At 68.3% G+C, this 16272-nt stretch carries 11 protein-coding genes and 4 pseudogenes; 9 read left to right on the top strand and 6 right to left on the bottom strand.

What is annotated here, in order from left to right:
• Positions 1 to 395 precede the first annotated feature (395 nt).
• Both QFZ64_RS29560 and QFZ64_RS29555 read right to left on the bottom strand, forming a co-directional pair.
• A complete protein-coding gene (locus QFZ64_RS29560) occupies positions 396 to 1565 on the bottom strand; it encodes a S1 family peptidase (protein WP_307070527.1) in 1170 nt (389 codons plus the stop codon).
• 273 nt (positions 1566 to 1838) lie between these two features.
• Positions 1839 to 2729, bottom strand: coding sequence for a DMT family transporter (locus tag QFZ64_RS29555; RefSeq protein WP_307070526.1), 891 nt, complete (start codon positions 2727 to 2729; stop codon positions 1839 to 1841).
• A 232-nt stretch (positions 2730 to 2961) separates the two neighbouring features.
• Here QFZ64_RS29555 and QFZ64_RS29550 point away from each other — a divergent pair, with 232 nt between their 5' ends.
• The gene (locus tag QFZ64_RS29550; protein ID WP_307070525.1) at positions 2962 to 3801 is read left to right on the top strand and encodes an N-formylglutamate amidohydrolase; all 840 of its coding nucleotides are present in this window, start codon (positions 2962 to 2964) and stop codon (positions 3799 to 3801) included.
• A gap of 66 nt (positions 3802 to 3867) precedes the next feature.
• A complete protein-coding gene (locus tag QFZ64_RS29545; protein ID WP_307070524.1) occupies positions 3868 to 4917 on the top strand; it encodes a DUF732 domain-containing protein in 1050 nt (349 codons plus the stop codon).
• Positions 4918 to 5086: 169 nt separating this feature from the next.
• Here QFZ64_RS29545 and QFZ64_RS29540 read toward each other — a convergent pair whose 3' ends face one another.
• Positions 5087 to 5227, bottom strand: a complete 141-nt coding sequence (locus QFZ64_RS29540) for a hypothetical protein (RefSeq protein WP_307070523.1) — start codon at positions 5225 to 5227, stop codon at positions 5087 to 5089.
• Positions 5228 to 5511: 284 nt separating this feature from the next.
• Positions 5512 to 5787, bottom strand: a pseudogene (locus tag QFZ64_RS29535) (transposase); the annotation flags it as partial.
• A gap of 55 nt (positions 5788 to 5842) precedes the next feature.
• On the opposite strand from QFZ64_RS29535, the gene QFZ64_RS29530 reads away from it, so the two are divergent.
• Entirely contained in the window at positions 5843 to 7525 is a 1683-nt protein-coding gene (locus tag QFZ64_RS29530; RefSeq protein WP_307070522.1) for an ISAzo13 family transposase, read from the top strand.
• Positions 7526 to 7621: 96 nt separating this feature from the next.
• Positions 7622 to 8329 (top strand): hypothetical protein, encoded by a 708-nt coding sequence (locus QFZ64_RS29525; RefSeq protein WP_307070521.1) that lies wholly within the window; start codon positions 7622 to 7624, stop codon positions 8327 to 8329.
• 14 nt (positions 8330 to 8343) lie between these two features.
• On the opposite strand, the pseudogene QFZ64_RS29520 reads toward QFZ64_RS29525, so the two are convergent.
• Both QFZ64_RS29520 and QFZ64_RS29515 read right to left on the bottom strand, forming a co-directional pair.
• Positions 8344 to 9113: pseudogene (locus QFZ64_RS29520) on the bottom strand (IS5 family transposase); the annotation flags it as partial.
• A 304-nt stretch (positions 9114 to 9417) separates the two neighbouring features.
• Positions 9418 to 9912, bottom strand: a pseudogene (locus tag QFZ64_RS29515) (transposase family protein); the annotation flags it as partial.
• Between the two features lie 95 nt (positions 9913 to 10007).
• Here QFZ64_RS29515 and QFZ64_RS29510 point away from each other — a divergent pair.
• The 5 genes and pseudogenes from QFZ64_RS29510 to QFZ64_RS29485 all read left to right on the top strand — a co-directional run bounded on the left by QFZ64_RS29510 (position 10008) and on the right by QFZ64_RS29485 (position 16212).
• Positions 10008 to 10388 (top strand): DUF6221 family protein, encoded by a 381-nt coding sequence (locus tag QFZ64_RS29510; RefSeq protein WP_307070520.1) that lies wholly within the window; start codon positions 10008 to 10010, stop codon positions 10386 to 10388.
• A 119-nt stretch (positions 10389 to 10507) separates the two neighbouring features.
• Entirely contained in the window at positions 10508 to 11500 is a 993-nt protein-coding gene (locus QFZ64_RS29505) for a VanZ family protein (protein WP_307070519.1), read from the top strand.
• 658 nt (positions 11501 to 12158) lie between these two features.
• Positions 12159 to 12871: pseudogene (locus tag QFZ64_RS35455) on the top strand (AAA family ATPase).
• Positions 12872 to 13102: 231 nt separating this feature from the next.
• A complete protein-coding gene (locus tag QFZ64_RS29490; RefSeq protein WP_307070517.1) occupies positions 13103 to 13501 on the top strand; it encodes a DUF6507 family protein in 399 nt (132 codons plus the stop codon).
• Complete coding sequence (locus tag QFZ64_RS29485; RefSeq protein WP_307070516.1) at positions 13498 to 16212, top strand: hypothetical protein; 2715 nt, start codon at positions 13498 to 13500, stop codon at positions 16210 to 16212. The genes QFZ64_RS29490 and QFZ64_RS29485 overlap by 4 nt, the downstream gene beginning before the upstream one ends.
• Positions 16213 to 16272: the final 60 nt, after the last annotated feature.

Raw genomic sequence — 16272 nt, 5'->3', positions numbered from 1 at the left:
CGCGCCGCCGTACGACGCCGGCGGGAGACACGGGAGGCCGCGCGACACCGGGCGCTGCTGGGCGGCGCGGCACCGCCGCCGGACCAAAGCGCTCCCGGCACACGGTGGCCGCGGCGCTGTACTGCGGGACGGCCGCCGCGACGGGCGTCACGGTCCTGCGCACCCTGCTCGCCCCGAGGACCGACGACGCCCCGTGGCCGGCCCTGCTCGCGGCCCCGGCCGCGGTCCTGGCGGTGTTCCTCCTGGGTGCGGTCATGCACGCCCGCTCGTGCCACCGCGCGAGGCGAGCGGAACGCAGAGCACGCGGAGACGGGGGTGCCCCCGCCACGGCCCGTCAGGTGGCCGCGTCGGGGGCACCGCACTCACGTGCCACTCACATGGCACTCAATTCGCACTCACGCCGTGTTCAGCGTCAGGCCGTAGCGGCTGAGCACCTCGTTGATCGGCTGGAACCACGTCTCGCCGCCCGAGCTGCAGTTGCCCCAGCCGCCGGAGGTGGTGCCCTGCGCCTGGTCGCCGCTGATGAACGAGCCGCCGGAGTCGCCGGGTTCGGCGCAGACGTTCGTCTTGGTCATCTGGTGCACCGCACCCTGGCTGTAGTTGACGGTCTCGTTCTTGGCGAGGACCGTCCCGCAGTGCCAGTGGGAGGTCGAACCGGAGCGGCATATCGAGGCCCCGACAGGCGCCTCGCCCGAGCCGCGCACCAGCTGGTCGGAGACGGTGCCCCAGCCGAGGACCACGGGCACGGTCCACCAGCCGCTGCCGACGTTGACCCACGCGTAGTCGTTGTCGGGGAACGAGGAGCCCTGGAAGTTGCCGATGTAGGTGTGGTCCCAGCCGCTGACGCTCATGCCGGGCGTGCCGCAGTGCCCGGCGGTGATGAAGCCGCCCTGGACCGAGAAGCCGATGGAACAGCGGACGTTGCCCGTGTAGTACGGGTCGCCGCCGACGGTTCCGGCGGCCAGCGTGCGCGGCTGCTTGGCGGTGCCCGCCACGTTCACCGGGCCGGCCTTGCGAGCGCGGGCCACGAACTTCTGGACATCGTTGTCGCCCTTGTGCGAGTTGACGACGGTGACGGTGACCGCGCTGGACTTCGGGTCGACGTGCCAGCCGGCGACGCCGTCGGGCGCGTCCATCGCGTTCAGCTTCGTCATGGTCGAGTCGAGCGTGCGCTCGCTGTGCGCGACGTGGGTGACGTGGGCGCCGGTGGCCTCGACGGCGGCGCGGTGCGTGTCGTCGGCGAGGCCGACCACGAGCGTGCCGCGCTTCGCGTCGAACCACGAGCCGCCGTACGAGGCACCGGCCGCCTTGCGCGCGGCCTTCTCGACCGTGCGCGCCGAGGTCTCGGCGGCGAGACGGTCGGTGGCCTGAGCCTTCGTCAGGTGCAGGTCGTGCCGCAGGGCCTCGATCAGGGCGGGGGAAGCCGCCGCGGCCTTGCTCTTGGCGGGGGTGCCGGCGGAGGAGTCGGAGGTGGCGGCCGAGGCCTGGCCGAGTCCCGCGGCGGCGGAGACGAGGAGGAGTGCCGCGGAGAGTCCGACGGTACGGAAGGTGGTGGTACGTCTCATGGGGGGGATGCCTTTCGTCGTCCGGTTGCTCTGTGGGGGTGGAGCGAGGGGAGTGGACGGCAGTGCTCTGCTCCCTGAGAGCGCTCTCAGGGAGCAGTGAGGAGAGTAACGGGGAAGCCAAGTCAGGTCCATGCCAATGGAGAAAATTGGTACGGTCCTTTATTCGCCGGGCAGTGGAGCCACCGGTGTCCGCCGGGCAGCGGAGCCACTGATGTCCCCCGGGCAGCGGAGCCACCGGGCGGTTGCGTTGCTACCGGCCCTGCCGGGCGCCCCTCACACCCCTCGCTCCTCCTCGCGCTCACCCTCGCCCTCACGCGCGGCCGATCCCGGCATCGCGGGGTGCCGGGCCAGGATGAAGACGCCGGTGACGACCGCGACGAGACCGGCCGACGCCGCCGCCAGGGCCAGCGGGTCGGTGCGCAGGCGGTCGCCGAGGAAGCCGATCCCGCAGGCGATGCCGGCGATCGGCTCGGCCGCGGTCAGCGAGGGCAGCGACATCCGCAACGGCCCCGCCTCGAACGCGCTCTGCACCAGCATCAGCCCGGTCACCGCGAGCGCGACGATGGTGTACGGCTGCCAACTGGTCAGCAGCGCCGGGATGCCGCCGTCGGCGAGGAGCTGGCTGGAGGTCCGGGTCAGCGCGTCCTGCAGTCCGTACAGCGCGCCCGCCGCCGCGGCCAGCAGCGGGGGTTCCTCGAAGAACGGCAGATGCCGGGCCACCGCGATCGCCACCAGCGCCACGCCGACGACCAGGCCGAACACCAGCCAGTGGCGCAGCGCGCCGACCTCCGTGTCGGTGCCGGAGGGACGGCCGGCCAGGATGAACGCGGCCACCCCGCCGCTCAGCAGCAGCACACCGCTCCAGCCGGAACCGCCCAGCCGCTCACCGCTCATCCGGCGGGCCAGCGCCATCGCGAAGAGCAGGTTGGTGGCCAGCAGCGGCTCCACCTTGGACAGGTCGCCCTTGCTCAGCGCGATCGCGCTGAGGATCTGTCCGACCACCATGCATCCGATGCCGCCCAGCCAGAGCGGCACCTTCGCCAGGTCCCACAGCAGCCGGAAGGAGAGCATGTCGGAGACGGGCGCCCGCTCGGCGGCGTGCTGCTGGAGCACGAAGCCGAGGCCGAGCAGACAGGCGGCGATCAGACCGAAGAGGTAGACCACGGGCGACTCGCTCCTCCGCGATGTGTGTCTGTCTGTCCCCCCGGTTTCCCTTCCGCCCAGTCTCGCCCTCGGGGGCCCGGGCGGGACGCAACGGGGCGCGCGGCGGACATGTCCTATGATCACCGCACCTGATCGGGTGCGGTGCGCGCCACGGCACCGGGTCGGGTGAGGCGGGGGGCGCGCTTGCCCCTCGACGCAGGAACCACGACGACACACACGAGGGTCATCCCGTATGAACGACAACGACTCGCGCTCCCCCGTGCCCGGGCGGACCGCACCGGCGCCGCAGCCCTTCCGCCACCTCCCGGGCGCGCCCGACTCCCCCGTCATCCTCCACGTCCCCCACTCCTCGCGGACGATCCCCGACCACGTACGGCCCGGAATCACGCTCGACGACGCCGCGCTCGAGGCGGAGCTGGACCACATCACCGACGCGCACACCGCTCAGATCGCGGCCGCCGCCGTCGCCCGCTGCGCCGCGGCTCCCTGGCGGTTCGTGAACGGTCTCTCGCGCCTGGTGGTCGACCCCGAGCGGTTCCCGGACGAGCGGGAGGAGATGCTCTCCGTCGGCATGGGCGCGGTGTACACGCGGACCACGCACGGCGAGGAGCTCCGCCCGTCGGCGTACGACGGTCAGCACTTGCTGGACACGTACTTCCACCCCTACGCCGCCGCCATGACCGACGCGGTCGCCGAGCGGCTCGCCGCCGTGGGGCGGGCGGTGATCGTGGACGTGCACTCGTACCCGACCGTGCGGCTGCCCTACGAACTCCACGGCGACGGCCCCCGCCCGCCGATCTGCCTCGGCCGGGACGCCTTCCACACCCCCGACGCGCTCCTCTCCCACGCGCAGAAGGCCTTCGCCCGCTTCGGCGGCACCGGCATCGACAGCCCGTTCCGGGGCACGTACGTCCCCCTGCGCCACTACGGGCGGGACCCCCGGGTCACCGCCCTGATGATCGAGATCCGCCGCGACGTCTACATGACGGAACCGGGCGGTCCGTACGGCCCGGGTCTCGACGCGCTGGCAGACGCGCTGGCGGAACTGGCCGACGGGACCGGGACGAGCTGACTCCCGACCCACCGGCTCGGCCGGAGTGGCCAGGCCTCGAAGAACCTCACCAGGGAGACACAGCACATGCCCGACAAGAGATCGGGGCCGGCCGAGCAGCCGCCCTCCACCACAGGCGGGGAGGTCCGGCTGGAGAAGAACTCCTCGGCCGGCCCGAAGGCACTCGGGCGGCGGCACCTCGCAGCGATCCTCACCGCGACGGTCCTCGCGCTCGTCACCCTCGTCGCCGTCCTGGTGACCGGCGGCGGCGAGCAGGGTTCGGCACGTTCCGGCACGGCCCCCGCGGACTCGTCGGACAGCACGGACGACGGCGTCCCGGCCGAGCCCCGGGCAGAGAAGAGCACGGCCGATCCGACCTCCGGGCCCCCTTACGTTTCCGTCCCGGAGTTCAGCTCCGCCGCCGCACGCGACGTGGCGTTCTTCGGCGACGTCGGCCAGTTCTCCACCTGGCCCGACGCCACGGAGTACGCAGCCATCTCGTCCGACGGCGGCGGTTACGAGCTCTCGGACTTCCGCAAGGCCGTCATCAGGGACGCGAGAGCCGTCTGCAAGGCCCTCGCCGGTGGAACCGACATGAACGACGTCCCCGACCTCGTGGGGCTGCCGCTCACCGACCCGATCGACCAGGCCGCCTTCCTCGTGGAGGCGGTCACCTTCTACTGCCCGGACCGAATCGCCGCGGTGACCGACGACGTCTACAGCAAGCCGGTGCCGACGAAGCAGGACGAAGACTGCCCAGCCCCCTCCACACTGGAGGCGACGGCCACGATCGACCGAACGGACGCCGCCGACGACCCGACCTCGGCCACCTACTCGGTGAAGGTCCGCAACACCACCTCGTACGACGTACGTGTCCAGCTCCAGCAGCGCTGGTTCGCAGACGGCAAGGCACCCGGATGGGAACTCTCCCCCGAGTGGGTGCCGAAATGGGACTTCTTCGGCGAGACGGGGGAGGACCAGTTCTTCACCATCGAGGCGGGCACGACCTTCACCTACGAGGGTGAACAGGACGGCATCTACAACTGGAGCCGTACCGAGGTTCGCGTCGCCCCCGAGGAGTTCGTGTTCCTCGGATGCGGCTACCGGCCCGGCCCCGGTGCGGCCCCGAAACCATAGCGACGGGACCAGCCGCCCGGCAGCCTCTGACCTCCGACGCGTCACCGGCCTCGGGCGTGCGCCCCGCTTGCGAGGCACCGGCCCGTCGAGCGGACACGTCGGAGCGGGGGAGGGAGTTCTCCGCCGCACGCGAGGCGGGGCAGGCGGAGGACCGTCTCCCGGGCTCGAACTACGGCACCTGGCCGGTGAAGATGGCCGTGCGGCACCAGCCGGAGCCGGAGGTGTCGGCCGGCGTGATCTCGACCTGGGCGCTCCTGGCCGTCCTGGGGAACGCGCAGGCCTCCTTCCAGCTCTGCGACTTGCCCGGCAACAGGTGCGTGTCGGGCGTGCCTGGAAGCCGGGGTCCGTTTCGAAGATCTCGTCGGCGCCGTCCGGGCAGGACAGGCTGACCATGCTCAGGTCGATCGACGACTTCGAGCCGTTCCCTGCGGGAAACTGTCCGTGACGGCGGTGGGGCCACCGCACAGGACCGAGAGAGCCGAGGAAGAAGAAGGAGACGGCATACCGGAGAAGTTCGGGTAGCTCATGAGGTCATTCCCTGAACGTTGTCCCGTAAATGATCTAGGGCGTGTGCGTTGGCCCGCCTGTTCGTCGTCACCCGGCGAGGGTGAGGTTGTGCAGGCGGGCGATGCCGAGCATCGCGTGGTGGACGCCGTCGCCCTTGAGGCGGCAGTCGCGGAGGATCTTCCAGGTCTTCATCCGGGCGAAGACGTGCTCGACGCGGGCTCGGACGTGCTTGTGGGACTTGTTGTGTTGCTCTTTCCAGGCCGGGAGTTCGCTCTGGCCGCGCTCTCTGCGGTGTGGGATGACGAGTCCGGTGCCGGGGTAGCCGCCGTCGGCGATCGTGAGGGTGTTGCCGACGGCTGTCTTAGGGCTTGCCGGGAAACAAGTCGTGGCTTCCTGCTGCGGAACTCGTTGTTCTGGTATGGGGAGACCGGAGGGGATCGAGGCCGTCCTGGCTGCGAAGTTCCAGGCGTTGCTGCCGCATCTGGATGAGCGCCAGCGTCGGCTGGCCATAGGGGCGGAGGCACTGTCGCTGGGGCATGGCGGGATCCGGCTCGTCGCTGCGGCAGCCGGGGTTCGAGAAGGCACGGTCTCCCGCGGAGCGGCCGAACTGGACTCTGGTCAGGCCCCGCTGGGGCGGGTCCGCCGGCTTGGCGGGGGTCGGAAGAAGGCCGTGGACCTTGATCCGGGGCTGCGACCGGCTCTGCTTGCGCTGGTCGAGCCCGACGAGCGCGGTGACCCGATGTCACCGCTGCGGTGGACGACGAAGTCGACGCGGAAACTGGCAGCGGAGCTCACCCGCCAGGGGCACCGGGTCTCCGCCGACACCGTCGCAGGCCTGCTGCGGGAGGAAGGCTTCAGTCTGCAGGCCAACGCCAAGACCATCGAGGGCGCTCAGCACCCCGACAGGGACGCCCAGTTCCGCTACCTCAACCAGCAGGCACGAGAGCACCGGGACGCCGATGATCCGGTGATCAGCGTGGACAGCAAGAAGAAGGAGCTGATCGGCGACTACAAGAACGCCGGGCAGGAATGGCGGCCCGCAGCACTGCCCGTGAAGGTCAAGACGCACGACTTCCCCGGCCAGGCCGAGAAGGCGATCCCGTACGGAATCTACGACATGGCCGCGAACGCAGGCTGGGTCAGCATCGGAAACGATCACGACACCGCGGCGTTCGCCGTCGCCTCGATCCGGAACTGGTGGCAGGCCCGCGGCCGGCACGACTACCCCCGTGCCCGCCGACTGCTCATCACCGCCGACGGAGGAGGCTCCAATGGCTACCGCACCCGCGGCTGGAAGACCCAGCTCGCCGACCTCGCTGCCGAGAGCGGCCTTGAGGTCACGGTGTGCCACCTACCGCCAGGCACCTCAAAGTGGAACAAGATCGAGCACCGGCTGTTCTCCCACATCACCATGAACTGGCGCGGCAGACCCCTGACCAGCCACGAAGTCATGCTCCAGACGATCGCCGCGACCACCAGCCGCACCGGCCTCACCGTCCATGCCGAACTCGACCACGGCGAGTACCCCACCGGCATCCGCATCAGCGACGACGAGATCGCCGCCCTGCCCATTACTCGCCATCGCTTCCACGGCGACTGGAACTACACCCTCCACCCCCAGCGTCCGGTGGACGCCGCGACCACCGGCAGCACTCCAGGCAATGCCCTGCCAGACAGACCGACGTGCCTCTCCCGGCGTGCGCTCCAGGACCCGGAACTGACCGGGATGACCCGTCAGAACCTCAGCGAACTCATCGACGCATTGACGCCAGCGATGGAGATTCAACGCGAGCAAGTGCTCCGCACACGTCGAGGCCACGAGCGCCTGGTGGCCCCCGGCGCGGGCGCCAAGGCCAAGCTCACCAAAGCCGATAAGGTCCTGGTCACCGTGCTCCACCTGCGGAAGATCGCGACCATGGACCTCCTGGGTCAGCTTTTCAACACCACCGCCATGACGGTCAGCCGTGCTGCGAAAGACGTCCGCCCGCTCCTGGCCGCCCAAGGCGTTCGAGTCCCCGCCTCAACAGCCCGCTTCCGCACACCAGATGACATCGCCCGGTTCCTTGACCCCAGCAGCGTCAAGATCAAATCAACGTGTTGATTCCCGGCAAGCCCTTAGAACTCCTAACGGAATGATTCTCAAGACGTTTCGTTGAGCCCTGGGAAGTGTGTTGCGGCCAGGTGCGAGGATGCTGTCGTGTTGGATGCGATCGACGGCGTGAACTGGGGCGCTATACCGGGCCATCCCGGCTGGTACGAACCGGCTCGTGTAGCCCGTGGTCTGCGTGCCCTGGCGGATGCAGCGAACCTGATACAGGCAGCTGAGGCCCGCTCGCTACTCGGCGGCGGCGGAATCGTCCACGGTCACAGTGCCGCGGTGTTCCCAGCGGCTGCGGTTGCGGCGCCCCTGCTTCTGTACATCGCTCAGCAGAGTCACCCGGCAGTGAGGGACACCGCGGTGGGGCTGCTCGATGAGGCCCTGTCCTCCTATCCCCACGCCGGGTACACGCGGGTGACGACACCCTACGGCACAGCGGTCCCGATCTGCTGCGCCATCGCCCACCACCTGCGATCCCACACCGTTTTTCTTGCTGGGTCGGGCAAGAGGGGCAAGGCGCTGCTTGCCGATGCGGCCGAGCACTGGCGCTTCGAGATCGGAGAGTGCGTCGCCGACGGCAATGACACGGCAGTCCTCGGGACCTTGGCAGGCTGTTTCCCAGACGGCGTGCAGGCGGCGGAACTGCACCTTGCTGGTGAGTTCACCGTGCTGGATGGGGTTGCCCTCGAATACCCGCCTGCGGAGGGGTCCCGTGAGGCATGCCTGCGGGTGATGGGACGGCCTCCGGGTGAACTGCCGTCCGGCGCCATCCTGTTTCCGGCGGAGTGCGGGGAACGCGTGCACTGACCGGCTTCGCTGCTTCAAGGGCAATCCGGTACAGGGACCGGCTGCTGTCGCGGCGAGGTAAGACGCCTCCAGCAGATGAGTGCGCATCCCAGGGTGAGGAAGGCTTCGTGGATGTCGTCGCGTATCTCCCAGCGGATCCGTAGGCGGCGGAACCAGTGCAGGTGGGCGAACGCGCGCTCCACCACCCAGCGCTGGGTGCCCAGGCCGGAGCCGTGCTCGGTGCCCCGGCGGGCGATCAGCGGTTTCACGCCGAGATCCCAGACCATGCGGCGGTACTTGTCGTGATCGTAGCCGCGGTCGCCCAGCACCACGTCAGGACGGCGCCGGGGCCGGCCTCGCTTGCCCCGCACGGGCGGCACGGTTTGGAGGAGCGGGATCAGCTGGGTGACGTCGTTGCGGTTGCCGCCGGTCAACGTGGCGGCGAGCGGGATGCCGGTGGCGTCGGTGATCAGGTGGTGTCCGCTACCCGTCCTGCCCCGGTTGACAGGGCTTCGTCCGGTTTTGGGGCCCCCTTTGATGCCCGGATGTGGGAGCCGTCGACCGCCGCCCGGGAGAAGTCCAGGGCGTCCGCGCTGCGGAGCTCGGCGAGGAGAACCTCGTGCAGCCGGGGCCAAACCCCCGCCTCTGTCCATTCAGCCAGGCGACGCCAGCAGGTCATGCCGGAACCGAAGCCTAGTTCCTGCGGCAGGTGTTCCCAGGCGATCCCGGTGTGCAGCACGAACAGAATGCCCTGGAACACCAGCCGGTCCGGATGCCGCTTCCGTCCCGGATGCCGGGCCCGACGCTCGACCCTAAGGGCTGTCCCGTGATCCCCGGTGGATCAGCGCGCGGCGTCAGATGCGGTGCATCGCAAGGCGGAGGGGCGTCCGCATACTGGATGTATGCGGACGTCCCGACAACGCGGCGAGGTGCCGTAGCTGTCGTCGCGCGCCCGCCGGGGATCACGGGACAGCCCTCAGGCAACAGCGGCTCAACCACCGCCCACAGTGCATTGCCAACTTCCCACGGCTTCGGCCGCGCCACCCTTACCTCCGGATCGTCAGTCCCGGAGTGATCCAACCACCTCGAAGATCATTCTGTTAGGAGTTCTTGGCGCCGGATTCCTCCCACGCCTTGCAGTCGTTGCGGTTCCCGGCGAGTGGCCGGCCGACCACGACGACCAGGCGAGTGTCGGCGTCGATGATGACTTGGTGGCTGGTGGAATACCGGTAGTTCTTCGACCGCTCGGCGATGCTGTGGTCGCGGGTGGGGACCAGGGTGCCGTCCACGATGAGCACGGTGTCCTTGGCGAACCGTTTGCGGGGCTGGAGTGCGAGCATCGGCCCGAGGTTGTCGATGATCCGGTCAGCCGCCGACCTGGACACCCCGAACAGCGGGGCGAGCTGCCGCATGGTCAGGTTCGTGCGCCAGTAGGCCGCGACCAGCAGTGCCCGGTCCTCCAGCGGAAGGCTCCACGGCCGGCCTCAGCGAACCGCGTCTGCTCCCTTGCGCCGCAGCACCGTCACCAGCTTCCCGAACTGCCGGCTCAGACCGGTGAACGGGGATATCCATGACGGCTCCGACGCCGTGATCACACCAGCCACAGCAAGATCATCCCAGTTGTGCACCGGCCAGCCGGGTCCTGCCCACGGTACGGAAATCAGGCGACCGGGCCTGGCGCGTCGTCCAGGATGACCCCATGAGCCAAGACCTTGTGACGTTCCTCCACGCGCGGCTGGACGAGGAGGCCGATCTGGCCCGACGCTGCGACGGTGACGGCTGCGGGGAGTGGACCGCTCACGGGCACAGCGTCGACTTCTGCCAAGTAGAACTCTCCGGCTTCCATCCCACGATCGCCCTGCACGTCGCGCTTCACGACCCGGCTCGCGTCCTGCGGGAGGTTGAAGCCAAGCGACGCGTGCTCGCCCGCCATGCACTCAGTCCTGCCACGGGCGACCCCGAACTACCGTGGGACAACCGCGATGACTGCCAGTACGACGGTGAGACCTGGCCATGCGATGACCTGCTCGACCTCGCGTCACCTTACGGCGATCACCCTGACTACCCCCGACGGCCCTGAGACCGAAATCGTTTACGGGACAACCCTTAGGAGGTGTCGTCGCACTGCCCCTGGCGATCGAGTTCGCCCAGGCCACCGTCGACGGCCTGGGGCGCGTATGTGACAGTTCGGACGCCGAAATGAACATCATCGGCGGGTTGATCGGGCTCAGCGTTGCCGCGGTCGTGCTCACAATCCGCCACTCGCTCGCCTGGCAGGCGGGCACCAAGGGCGCCCTGATCACTTTCGCGGCACTGCTCCTCCTGGGCTCGGGAGTGGCGCGTCCGATGCTCGCCTTCACGAACGTGGACGGCAGCAGCCTCGCCGACGCAAGTTCCGGCCGGAAGCGGGCCGTTGAGGCCGCGGTCAAGGAGGCGTTCGGTGACCATTACAGTATCGGCCGACTGTGCGAGCAGCCATGTGGGGACTCACCATGCACCAACATCATTTTCAATCTGCACAGCCGTGAAGAGGGGCACTCGGAAGACTTCGGTACCGGCAGCCTTTCCTGGCCGGACAAGAAGCACCTGAACGTACAGTTGGAGAACAGCGACCGCACCACTGTAACGGGGTACCCGGTGGAGGGCGCGAAAGCTCACGCCAGCGATGCGGCAGCCTCTCGAATCGCGAAGTCGTACGCCCAACGACAGTATCCGTGGGCGATGGGTGCGAACGTGAGTGAAACATCCCCGGTGGTCACCAAGGCCGAACTCGGCTGGGTGACGGACTGGAGATGGACTCACAACGACGTTCTGATGCCCAGGATGCTGGACCTCCAGGTGGACAGGGCCGGCCGTGTGTCTCAGATTGACGTCACTCTTGGTCCGACCCGGGTGAAGCTTCCCGAAGCCAAGGTTGATGCCGAGAAGGCCGAAGTGGCAGCAACCAAGGCGGTGGCGGCACTCCTCCAGGCCAACGGAAACGCTGGCGCAGAATTCCACACCCCCGCAGTCACTGTAAAAGCTGTCGAGCAAGACGGTCACTGGCAGCCGAACTGGCTCGTGAACGTGACGTGGTCCGGTGACGGAAAGAGCGATGATTCGCAGGAACAGGCAGCGGTTGAGATGTACCGCGTGAACGCCGTGACCGGGAAGGTGTACGACGCGGCCGGGCAACCTCTCGAAGCCGACTGACGCCCTCCATCGGGGTGTTGCGACCCTTCACCGCTGGTCCGAAGTCTTGCACTGGCCCGCACGGGCGGAAGGTGTACCGAGTGTCTCTGACGAGTCGTCGACGCGGCGGAGCGGGTGGCCACCGTGAACGGTGACGTCAACTCCCGTGAGAAGGCGATCCTCGGGGAGATCCGGGAGCGGTGCCTCCGGGACTGACGCCGTCGTGCGGCACCGCGCGCACGCCACTCCTCCGCCGTGGCCCGGCGTCGTGTACAGCGCACGGCCGTACGAGCGTCGCTCCTGGTGGCACGCCCGACGCGGCCGCGCCGCTGCCCCCATGCGCACGACACTCCTCCTCGTGACGGCGTCGGCCGACGAAAGGGGAGTCACCGGGCGCCGTGTCGGCCCGGGCAGGACCGTCCGGGCGTCACTCACGGCAGGTCGGCGCCCCGTGGAGGCGACTGTGGCGGATCGATGAGCCGATGTCAGCCGTGGCGGATACGCTGAGCCACGATCGTCCACGAACGGTCGATCACCGTCCGCCCACGGCCGTACGACACGACGGAGAAGGCGCGATGCCCGCCCACCGAAGCGCCCGCGAGCAGCGCTCGCGGAGGAGCACGCGTTTCACCCCGCCGCCGTCCGCGCCGGCGTTTCCGCCGTACTGTGCGTCGACCCGATAGGTTGCCCCAGGCCCGGCCGTCTACTGGAACTCCATGTCGAGAACTTCCGCAGCCTGCGGGACGCGACCGTGCCGCTCGGTCCCCTCACCCTGCTGGTGGGCCCGAACGGCGCGGGAAAGTCGAACGTGTTGAAGGTGTTCGGCCTCCTCGCCGACATCATCCGTACCGACCTCCAGCCGGCGCTGGACTCGCGCGGCGGGTTCGACGAGGTGGCCTGCCCCGGCTGCCCCCGCTCACCGACGCCTCGTAAGGCACAGTCCGCCTGCTGGGCCTGCTCGCCCTGTTGTACGACCCGAACCCGCTGGTGTTCACCTGTATCGAGGAGATCGACCACGGGCTGCACCCGCAAGCCCTGGAACTCGTCGTGCAGCGGCTGCGCGAAGCCGCCGAGCGGACGCAGTTGATCGTGGCCACCCACTCCCCCGCGCTCGTCGACCGACTGCGACCGAAGGAGTTCGTGGTGCGCGACCGCGACGACGACGGTGCGTCGATCATCTGGAAGGTGCCCGCAGAGCTCCTGGGCAAGGACACCGGGCGCATCAGGGACGTCAAGGAGGGACTCAAGCGCGGGCTCGGCCTGCAGCTGTTCCGGGAGAGCGACGGCCCGGCCGTGGCCCACGAGGCGCTCACCCGTCGGCTGATCCCCGCGCCTCGCGGCAGCAACTGCTCGTACGACGACTTCGTGGGCGACCTCACGGGCTGGAGCTGAGCGACACCTCGGCGGTTGAGCACGGCGACGGCGAACACGGCATACACCCGAAGACCTTCCCCTCAGCATCACTTCGCAGGGGCAACGAGTCGCGCGGTCCTGTAACAGGGTCGTCATCGGCCGGATGACCACTTGGTGCTCGCCGGTGGGCGTTTGGTAGACATGTTCGAGCAGTTCGGAAGCGAAGTGCGCAGTCGACGGAACGACGGAACACGTAGCGGGGGGTCATCCGTGTCCAAGTGGGATATCCATGTCGGTACCGTCCGCCATGTCCTGGGCAAGACCGAGGAGACGGCGGGGAAGTTCGAGGGCGGGTTCACCGCGTACAGCACCGGCTTGGAGAGCGCCGCCAAGGCGGCGGGGACGATGGCGCCGGGCGTGCGGCCCAGGAGCGGTACGCCGGGGCCGGTCGCCGCCGCGCTGCAGGAGTTCGCGCAGAAGACGTTCGACGACCTGCGCTACCTCCCCGCCCGCGCGGCCGCGTCGATCGGCGGGGCGGCGAAGGCCACCGAGGAGTACGTCCACGGTGACCTGGAGATGGCGGCCGACGCCCAGCACGACGCCCTCCCCGACCCGAAACTCCCTCCCCTCAAGACGGACGGGGCTGGGGACGGGGGCAAGGGCAAGTGATCGGTGATCTCAGCGAGATACCCGAATTCAGCGGTGACCTCGACCAGTTGGAGAAGGACGCCGGCAGCCTGAAGAAGGCCGCGTCCGACATCCGCGGCACCGGCGCGGACGTCCACAAGGACTTCCAGGGCCTGACCTCCTGCTACACCGCACCGGAGGCCGACCAGCTCTTCGCCACCACCCTCCCCGTCCGGGACAAGGCCGATGCCTTCGCCACGAAACTGGAGACCGTCAGCGGCGCCCTGTCGACCTTCGCCAAGGATGCCCGGCCCCTCGTCCAGCAGATGGATCAGCTGCGGAACGAGGCTGCGGCCTTTAGGAAATCCGTCGAGGGCGACGACGACTGGCGCCAGGACCAGGACAGCATCGACAAGAACGCGCACCTGGTCCACGAGATCGGCCGCATCTGGGGGCAGTTCCAGGAACTCGAACGCTCGACCGCGACGAAGATCGACGGCCAGGTCGGGGGTACGCGATGGATCGCCGACGACGGCACGCACAAGAAGGGCATGTACGGCTTCGACGCCGACGACGCGGCCAAGGCCGACGACACCCCCTGGGGCACGGTCGACGAACGCGAGTACACCGGCCTGGCCGCCGCCTGGCACTGGACGAAGGACAACGTGGGCGGCGCCCTCAAGGGCTTCTTCGTCGACGGCGTCTGGGGCACCCTCAAAGGCCTCGGCCACATGGTCAACGTCTTCGACTGGGACACCTTCACCAAGACCTGGAAAGGCATCGGAGACGTCTTCGGCGGCGTCAGCGCCTACCTCATGACGCCCTACGACTGGGCCATGGACAAGATGTTCGGCCCGGCCGACCACAGCGACACCGACCGCCAGAAGAAAGCCCTGCGCGACTTCGGCAAGTCCCTCATCGCCTACGACGAATGGGGAACCAACCCCGCCCGCGCGGGCGGCACCGTCGCCTTCAACGTCCTCACCCTCGGCGCCGGCTCCTTCCTCAAACTCGGCAAGGCCGGCTCCCTGGGCGCCAAGGCCGGCGAAATGGGAGAGGCGGGCAAGGCGGCCACCGCGGCAAGCCGCACCGCCAGAATCGCCAACGCCCTCGGCAAGGGCGGCCGCCTCGCCGACCCCATGACCTACATCGCCAAAGGCGCGGGCTTAGCCAAGCTCAAGGCCGGCGACATGATGGCGGGCCTCAGAGACCTCCACTCAGGCGCCGCCGACGACTTCCTCCACCACGCCGACTCACCCACGCACACCCCCGCCGGCGTCACGGACAACTCCGTGCGCTACCCGGACGGCTCCATCCTCCACCAAGACGGCACCATGCTCACCCCGGAGGGCAAGCCGCACCAGAACCCGATCCCCGTCGAGTCCTCGGCCACGGAACGCCTGGCCCGGGACGGAAACTCGTCGCCGCACCTCTCCTCGCCATCACACACGCCGGTCCACGCGGACCAGCCAGTACCGGCACACGTCGGCGGCGGCAACGCGGCCGAAGCCGCCGCCCACGCACGCGGGCCGGGCTCCCCCTCCGCGCCGTCCCATGGCGCCGCCCACTCAGGAGGCGACGCCGGACACGGCACTCCCGCCGCCTCCCACCAACCCGGGCACACGGGCCACGGCGGTACGGGGACAGCAACGGCACCCACCACTCACGGCGGCCCGAACGGCGGGGGCCACGAAATCGGTGGCCACGACACCGCGGCCCACGGCGGTGATCACGACCCCGCCGGAAACAGCGACGGCTACAACACCCGGCATTCTGGATACGTACCAGCAGATGCGGCTGGATCAGTCGACCAATTCCCTGGACAACGCCGCGACAGTCCACATCCGGAGGGGAAGGGCTGGTACGAGGATCTTGAACCGCACCAAATCAAAGATGTGCAGGTTTACCGTGCGAACCATGACCCGGGATATTTCGAGAAGTATTACCGAGATAACGGCCGCAGACATCGTGTCTTCATCACGGATGAGAGTGGATATCCTCCACCACACCTCAAAAAGGATCCCAACCATCCTGGAAACTGGATTGCAGCCGCCGACAAGCCTTCCCCATTCCCCGAGAAATATGTTCCCAATTCGAGGGTCGAAGAAGGTTCGGACACTGTACCTTCCGACAACGGATTCGACGCCATCAGGGATGCCGCTCATCGAAGGCACGCATCAGTCCAGACAGACAACTCCTGGCACGACCCGGTAAAGACGGCGAAAGATACGTACGTAGCTGATCCCACCCCTGAGAACCTGCGGGCTTACCAGGAGGTGAAGGCCGAGCACGCGCCATTCCACGAGAAGATGAGTGCAGACAGTGAAGATTTTGGCGAGGCCGTCGCCCGACACCACGTTGTCCCGGAGCACTACAAGGGATACCAACAGGAAGAGCTTACAGGACCGAAGAACGGGAACGATCAGTTCGATCAAGTCTGGAGCCGGACGCACGAGGATGGCTCACAGAGTTTCCTCGTCATAGAAGCCAAGGGCAGTCATAAACTGGACCTCGGCAAAAGAGAGCTACCGACCGGGTTCGATGCACGTCAAGGGTCACATGAATATTTCAATGACATATTGAGAAAAATGCGAGAGCGAGGGATAGCCGGCAACGCCAACGAGATGCGCCTCTATCGCGAGATACGGAAATCACTGAAACAAGGGAACGTCGAATACGTTTTGATCAAGGCCAAGTCAACCGCCGCAGGCGAGTACGCTGGGTATGTGAAGTGGACGTTCGACATCAAGTGACGGGAGCACTGGGTGACAATGCGAGTGACGCGACACATCAGGCCAGAGGCAGTGGACGCA

It is taken from the genome of Streptomyces sp. B3I8 (assembly GCF_030816915.1).
Lineage (GTDB): Bacteria > Actinomycetota > Actinomycetes > Streptomycetales > Streptomycetaceae > Streptomyces.
This window is presented reverse-complemented; position numbering and strand designations above follow the sequence as displayed.

Coding starts and splice junctions, on each gene's coding strand:
- QFZ64_RS29560 (WP_307070527.1), bottom strand. CDS start 1,565: ATGAGACGTACCACCACCTTCCGTACCGTCGGACTCTCCGCGGCACTC.
- QFZ64_RS29550 (WP_307070525.1), top strand. CDS start 2,962: ATGAACGACAACGACTCGCGCTCCCCCGTGCCCGGGCGGACCGCACCG.
- QFZ64_RS29545 (WP_307070524.1), top strand. CDS start 3,868: ATGCCCGACAAGAGATCGGGGCCGGCCGAGCAGCCGCCCTCCACCACA.
- QFZ64_RS29530 (WP_307070522.1), top strand. CDS start 5,843: ATGGGGAGACCGGAGGGGATCGAGGCCGTCCTGGCTGCGAAGTTCCAG.
- QFZ64_RS29510 (WP_307070520.1), top strand. CDS start 10,008: ATGAGCCAAGACCTTGTGACGTTCCTCCACGCGCGGCTGGACGAGGAG.
- QFZ64_RS29505 (WP_307070519.1), top strand. CDS start 10,508: ATGAACATCATCGGCGGGTTGATCGGGCTCAGCGTTGCCGCGGTCGTG.